Consider the following 6,722-nt stretch of genomic DNA (forward strand, 5'->3'; position numbering starts at 1 on the left):
TAGCATGATAAAGACACAGTTGATCAAGAAAAGATAGAGAGCCCCCAATAAAAATCGTACATTCCCATTAGCTAAACCATAGCCAGCAGTACAGATAGGCGGCATCAAAGCTGTAGCAATGGCTACTCCTGGCACGATATTGTTTGCTTCTTTTTTCCTTGAACCGATCACACCAGCAATCCCACCAGCAATAGCAATGAGGACATCCCAAATGGTTGGAGAGGTTCGTGCAATCAACTCGCTACTTGCATAAGACAAGGGAGAAATCCAGAAATACAGAGTCGAGACAAGCAAACTGACCAACACTTGAGTCAATAAAACCTCTAGAGATTGCTTGATTAAACGCGTATCAAAAATAGCTAAACCGAATCCCAGTCCAACAATCGGTGTCATGAGAGGTGAAATCAACATGGCTCCTATAATGACAGCTGTTGAATTCATATTTAGTCCGATAGAGGCAATAAAAATTGCACACATCAAAATCGCTGTATCTCTCAATCGAACATGAAGGTCATCGTATAATTTCTCACGGTATTCCCGTGTTGAATAATTGGCAGTCATTTGTCCTCTCCTCTTTCCTTATTTAAATTGGTATAATAATTAAAAATAACAGCTGATAAACAGCCAAAAAATATGAGCCCATAAATCGTCAAGAAGACACTGGTAATCCTTCCAATCAAGGTCACAGCTAGGAGATCCCCGTAGCCGACAGTCGTCGAAGTCACAAAAGCATACCAAAGACCGTCTCCGTAATTTGTGATAGCAGGTTCAACTAGGAAAAGCACGCCTCCTGACCCAAAAACAAAGGTCACAAAACTCAGAGCAAACCGAGTAAAACCCGTAACCTGCATAATATGCCATAACATTTTTAAACGTTTCATTTGTTCTCCTTATTCATACTAGCTCCTGACCGAGCCGTTTTTTTCCAATAATCAAAGTGAAGATAGGACATGATCTCCATCACCAAACCCCAGTCCAACAATCGGTGTCATAAGAGGGGAAATCAGCATGGCTCCAATAATGACAGCTGTTGAATTCATATTTAGGCCAATAGAGGCAATAAAAATCGCACACATCAAAATCACTGTATCTCTTAATCGAACATGAAGATCATCATATAATTTCTCACGGTATTCACGTGTTGAATAGTTTCCGTTCATTGGTTACTCCTTTTATTTCATATAATCTTGTTTCTGCATGGATGATGGTAGAGAGACTTTTGTCCAATCTTACATATTTTTCTTCTCACCTGTTATTCTTTTGAACATTATCTTTTAAATATCCGACAGTCCATCCTTAACATTATATCAAAAATTTTACATTCTTTCTCTGACGAAATCTATCAATTGAACAGATAGAGGAAGCAAGAAATTTTTGTTTCCTTATCCGAAGAAGGAAAAACGGTATCAGAAGAACCTTGATACTATGCGTTTTATTCTTTATAATTTAGCTATTTCAAAATTACAAGTTCTCCATTCTTAATTTCCCAAACTTGGTCAAACTTACTTAATAATTCGTTTTGGCGATGTAAAGTAACAATGACGGCACTTGGTAGTTCCAGAACTCTTTCCAATTCCATTTTAAACTGATTAGTATCCAAGGCAGAGAAAGGTTCGTCTAGGATAAGCAATGGATTTTTACGATTTTTCTCACGATTTAAATACATTCGTTGTTGCTGACCACCTGACAGGGATTGTGGTGGAATTTTTTCAAAATCTTCTTCTCTGAATTTTTCATTGAAACTATTGAATAGCGTTACATTATTTTCATAACTTGAAATAAATGTATGTTCTTGTTGCAGAATCATACCGAATCTTCCCCAAAGATGGTCCAAAACAAGCCCATCTAGCACAATTTGTCCTTCAAAATCTTCATCTGTTCCATTTAAAATGTTGAGAAGACTACTTTTTCCAGACCCATTCTTACCAATAAGCGCAATTTTATCCCCTTTTTGAATCGTAGCGGAAGTAATTATCAATTTTGATTCTCCCAGTTGTTTGGAAATGTTTTTCAAAGTAATCGTATCAAAAGAATGTTGAGGTGCTTGAACTGAAACGGGTCTCCCAACAATGTTTTGAAAACTCTTGATTACAGGCTTTACGGACTCTAACATTTGTAAATCATAAAGGATTTCCTGTATTGGTTCAGAAAAAGCATTAATATATCCGAAACTCGCCACCACCTCAGGAATACCGAGTTGCTGGTGAGATAGAGAGTAGGCTAAATAAATAAACAGAACAAGATTAATGAATTCAAAAGAAACACCTGTCAATAAGATGCCTGTAATTTTTGTCAAACCATACTTAAAATACTTATCCTGCAAATTCTTTAGAGAACTCTTTTGTTGATTCAAAAAATGCGACATAGTTAGTTTATTTACCAAATGATGTCCCATGAGCAAATCCTCCAAAGTTCGATAGTAATCTCCTTGTTTTTTCAAGTAAACCTGTCTACGATTAGCGGTCAACTTCCCAACGATTTTAGGAATTTGAATACTAATTCCAGTGGAAAAGATTAAAATCAGTGATACAATAGGATTAATTGTTCTGCTAATAATGAAAGCGTAAATGATGATACGTAAAATTTGTTTGATAAAACTCATCAATGGAGGAAGGTAATCCTTTTCCAACGAATCTAGGTCATTAGATTGATAGGAAATATACTCTGCTACTGTTTTCTGCTTGAAATCGTGGTGACTGAGTCCCAGAAGTGAACGAAACCACTCATTTTTCAAAGTAGTCGAAAAGATAATCCCCTGCTTCCAATCAAGTATCATTTGGATATAGTTACAACTCAAATAGCCTGCCACTGACATAGAGTAACCATATAGAGCTACTTGATAATCCCCTTTGATTAATGCCTGCGTGAAATACGGTAACAAAGCTGTGCAGATATTCGATACTACACCAAAAAGAAAATTAAAGAAGAGATACCATCTAATAGTTTTAAGATATGGTAGCATATACGATACTCCTTGCTAATGCGTTTTTTTACATATCTCAGAACAATCTCTACTATTCCTTATTTCAGATAGTGCGATACTCAGACATTGAGTGCAATAATTGTAAATCACACAAGTTCTGCAGTTTTTACTATCATTCAAAATATAATTTGCTATTTTGTAAAATATAGGTCTATCCCATGTTTCTTTGATAGATGTAAAATGAATATTTCCAACACTTCTATTGAAAGTAAGCTTTTTCAGTTTTTCTAACGATTTAGGCTATTTCGTGACACACCCACAATCCGTGAAAATTCTGGTTATATCAGATTATGTGATTTTCGTAAGAATTTTATATTGTCTCCAATCATGGTAGTCTCCTTTTACTTGATAAAACTATTATAACATTTAGAAATTAAAAACTGGTTCAAAATCAATAGGATGTGTGTATTCGATACATTCAATAAATTCTTGGAAACAGTTCTACACCAGTTACACAAATCTATATACACCTATCTCATTCAAAATAAAAAGAAAGCTGCAGTTCTTTTAATCCTGTATCAACGATTCATTCTGAAATCGAATAGGAGACATTTCCCAAGTCTACAATTCACTTCATCTCAAATTAATTTTTGTAATTCACCCTTAGTTTATAGATTTTATACTCAACAAAAGTATAAAGCATACAAAACTTCACTTTGAACCAGTATTTATACTATATTCCGTATTAAAAATTCTATTATTGGTTTTGTAAAAAACAGTCTTCAAATATCCTGAAATATAGCAAAAAGAGATTGGGTAAAAACTCATTGTCTCTTCTCACTCAAGGACTAAGTTTACTTGAGCAAACTGAATCCGCACTATCGTTCCTTTTCCAACCTCAGACTCGATACGAATCTGGTGCCCCAGTTCTTCAGAAATTTTCTTAGATAGATAGAGGCCAAGTCCAGATGACTGCTGAGTTAGGCGTCCATTATATCCTGAGAAGCCACGTTCAAAGACTCGGAGGACATCACTGTTTTTTATCCCGATTCCCGTATCCTTGATACAGAGTTCCTGGCCTTCCATATAAATCTCCAGACCACCTTCCTTGGTGTACTTGAGACTATTTGAGATAATTTGTTCAATGACCACTAGTAACCACTTCTTATCCGTCACAATTTCTTTATCAAGGTCATATAGGTTGACATTTAGGCCTTTTTGAATAAAGAAAAGAGCATATTTACGAATTATTTCCTTGACCAAGTCCTCAATTTGCACCTGCTTCAAGACCAAATCATCATGGAAACTTTCTAAACGCAGGTACTGTAAAACTAGATTGGTATAGGAATCAATCTTGAAAATTTCCTGTTCTAATTGCTGCTTCAGTTGGCGGTCGGCTACTTCTGCAACTAAGAGTTGACTGGCTGCAATGGGGGTCTTAATCTGATGGACCCACAAGGTATAGTAATCCAGTAAATCCGTCAGTTTTCTTTCTGAATCTGATCTCTGCTGATAAAGTTCCATCTCACGCGCTTCTAATTTTTCTGCTAAAACTCTTTCCAAAGGAGACTGAGCTTCCCTCTCCCCATAGAGAATTTCCTGACGATATACCTGCATTTCTACCAATATGTCCCAAGCGAAAAATAAAATGGTTACAAAGCAACACAAGAGGAAAAAGTAGAGAAAGTAAATTCCCAAACTGGCAAATAAAAACTGAAAGAGTAAGAGCAGAAACGTCAAAGAAATCAGATAGACAAACAGACGACTACGGGAACGCAGATAGGCTAGAAAAAATTGTTTCCAATCAAGCATGCTTCAGTCCGTACCCTATCCCTTTCTTGGTCTCGATAAATCCTACCAACCCCTGCTCTTCCAACTTTTTACGCAATCGAGCCACATTGACAGAGAGCGTATTATCATCAATAAAAAAGTCACTGTTCCAAAGTTCCCGCATCAGGTCATCACGCGCTACGATATTGCCTGCATGCTCAAACAAAACTCGTAAAATCTGGAATTCGTTCTTGGTCAAATTCAAGACTTGCCCTTGATAATGTAAATCCATGGATTTGGTATTGAGGATAACACCAGCATATTCCAGTAAACTCTCGTCACGCCCAAACTCATAGGAACGACGCAACAAGCCCTGAACCTTGGCTAAAAGAACCTGCTGGTCAAAAGGCTTGGTCACAAAGTCATCCGCCCCCATATTGATTGCCATGACAATATCCATAGCCTGGTCTCTCGAAGACAGAAACATGATAGGCACCTTGGAAATCTTGCGGATTTCCTGACACCAGTGATAGCCATTAAACAAGGGCAATCCAATATCCATGAGGACCAGATGAGGCTCCGACTGGACAAAAAGACTCAAAACTTCCATAAAGTCTTCTACCAGAACCACTTCAAATCCCCATTCAGAGAGCATTTTCCCGACCTGTTGACGAATGACCTGATCATCTTCTACTAGTAAAATCTTGTGCATGCGCTCCTCCTTTTCTATTATTATAACAGATTTTTCCATGCTAGCAGGCCTGAAACTGAATTTGAAAGAGCTTGTTTGTAGCCAACAAAGTGATGCAATCCTACTAGCTAATTTAAGGGAAATTTGATAAGATAAATAAAAAGAAAGGAGCACTTATGGCCAATATTTTTGACTACCTGAAAGATGTCGCATACGATTCCTTTTATGACCTTCCTTTAAATGAATTAGACATTCTAGCCTTAACAGAAACCACCTACCTCCCCTTTGATAATCTAGTATCCACAAGTCCTCAGCGACTTTTAGACTTGGCACCTCAGGTTCCAAGAGAGTCTAGCATGTTGACCAGCAAAAATCGACTCCAGCTATTGGATGAGCTATCTCAACACAAGCGCTTCAAAAATTGCAAACTCTCCTATTTTATCAACGAAATCGACCCTGAACTGCAAAAGCAATTTGCGGCTATGACCTACCGCCTCACTCTCGATACCTATCTGATTGTCTTTCGTGGGACAGATGACAGTATCATTGGCTGGAAGGAAGATTTCCACATGACCTATATGAAGGAAATTCCTTCTCAAAAGCACGCCCTATGCTATTTAGAAAACTTTTTTGTCCACCATCCTAGGAAAAAAGTCATTCTAGCTGGGCATTCCAAGGGAGGAAATCTAGCTATCTATGCGGCTAGTCAAATTGAGCAAAGCTTGCAAAATCAGATTACCGAAGTCTATACATTTGATGCGCCTGGTCTCCATCAAGAATTGACACAGACCGAAGGTTATCAAAGAATAATGGATAGAACCAAGGTCTTCATTCCACAAGGTTCCATCATCGGTAGGATGCTGGAAATTCCTGCCCACCAAATCATCGTTCAGAGTACTGCCTTAGGTGGCATCGCCCAGCACGATACCTTTAGTTGGCAGATTGAGGATAGACACTTCGTCCAACTGGATAAGACCAACAGCGATAGTCAACAAGTAAACACAACCTTCAAAGAATGGGTAGCGACAGTCCCTGACGAAGAACTTCAGCTCTACTTCGACCTCTTCTTTGGCACCATTCTAGATGCTGGTATTAGCTCCATCAATGACCTATCTTCCTTCAAGGCTATTGAACACATTCATCATCTCTTTGTCCAAGCGCAATCCCTCACTCCAGAAGAAAGGGAAACCATGGGACGCCTTACCCAATTATTGATTGATACCCGTTACCAAGCATGGAAGAATAGATAAAAAAAGCTTATGAAAAGACCAAAACTGAACTGCACCCCAAAAGTTAGACAGAAAAAATCTAACTTTTGGGGTGTTTTTATTATGAAAT

General features: G+C 37.8%; 6 protein-coding genes and 1 pseudogene. 1 reads left to right on the plus strand and 6 read right to left on the minus strand.

From position 1 onward, the window contains the following. The 6 genes and pseudogenes from ADJ60_RS00025 to ADJ60_RS00050 form a co-directional block, all read right to left on the minus strand. Positions 1-561, minus strand: a 561-nt coding sequence (locus ADJ60_RS00025) for a DUF389 domain-containing protein (RefSeq protein ID WP_049542515.1), incomplete at its 3' end; no start/stop codon positions are given. Next, a complete protein-coding gene (locus ADJ60_RS00030) occupies positions 558-881 on the minus strand; it encodes a potassium channel family protein (protein WP_000825751.1) in 324 nt (107 codons plus the stop codon). The genes ADJ60_RS00025 and ADJ60_RS00030, both read right to left, overlap by 4 nt. An 81-nt stretch (positions 882-962) precedes the next feature. Continuing rightward, positions 963-1,160: pseudogene (locus ADJ60_RS00035) on the minus strand (DUF389 domain-containing protein); the annotation flags it as partial. A gap of 290 nt (positions 1,161-1,450) precedes the next feature. After that, entirely contained in the window at positions 1,451-2,962 is a 1,512-nt protein-coding gene (locus tag ADJ60_RS00040) for an ATP-binding cassette domain-containing protein (protein WP_049542520.1), read from the minus strand. 798 nt (positions 2,963-3,760) lie between these two features. After that, the gene (locus tag ADJ60_RS00045; protein ID WP_049493965.1) at positions 3,761-4,735 is read right to left on the minus strand and encodes a sensor histidine kinase; all 975 of its coding nucleotides are present in this window, start codon (positions 4,733-4,735) and stop codon (positions 3,761-3,763) included. Beyond that, the gene (locus ADJ60_RS00050; protein WP_000548991.1) at positions 4,728-5,405 is read right to left on the minus strand and encodes a response regulator transcription factor; all 678 of its coding nucleotides are present in this window, start codon (positions 5,403-5,405) and stop codon (positions 4,728-4,730) included. The genes ADJ60_RS00045 and ADJ60_RS00050 overlap by 8 nt, the downstream gene beginning before the upstream one ends. A 155-nt stretch (positions 5,406-5,560) precedes the next feature. Between ADJ60_RS00050 and ADJ60_RS00055 the strand changes: the two genes are divergently transcribed. Further along, complete coding sequence (locus ADJ60_RS00055) at positions 5,561-6,634, plus strand: DUF2974 domain-containing protein (RefSeq protein WP_049542521.1); 1,074 nt, start codon at positions 5,561-5,563, stop codon at positions 6,632-6,634. Positions 6,635-6,722 lie beyond the last annotated feature (88 nt).

Origin of the sequence: Streptococcus pseudopneumoniae (assembly GCF_001076775.1) — a bacterium.
Lineage (GTDB): Bacteria > Bacillota > Bacilli > Lactobacillales > Streptococcaceae > Streptococcus > Streptococcus pseudopneumoniae_G.

Excerpts from the sequence above, each read along its gene's own strand:
- ADJ60_RS00030 (WP_000825751.1), bottom strand. The coding sequence starts at position 881 with ATGAAACGTTTAAAAATGTTATGGCATATTATGCAGGTTACGGGTTTT.
- ADJ60_RS00040 (WP_049542520.1), bottom strand. The coding sequence starts at position 2,962 with ATGCTACCATATCTTAAAACTATTAGATGGTATCTCTTCTTTAATTTT.
- ADJ60_RS00045 (WP_049493965.1), bottom strand. The coding sequence starts at position 4,735 with ATGCTTGATTGGAAACAATTTTTTCTAGCCTATCTGCGTTCCCGTAGT.
- ADJ60_RS00050 (WP_000548991.1), bottom strand. The coding sequence starts at position 5,405 with ATGCACAAGATTTTACTAGTAGAAGATGATCAGGTCATTCGTCAACAG.
- ADJ60_RS00055 (WP_049542521.1), top strand. The coding sequence starts at position 5,561 with ATGGCCAATATTTTTGACTACCTGAAAGATGTCGCATACGATTCCTTT.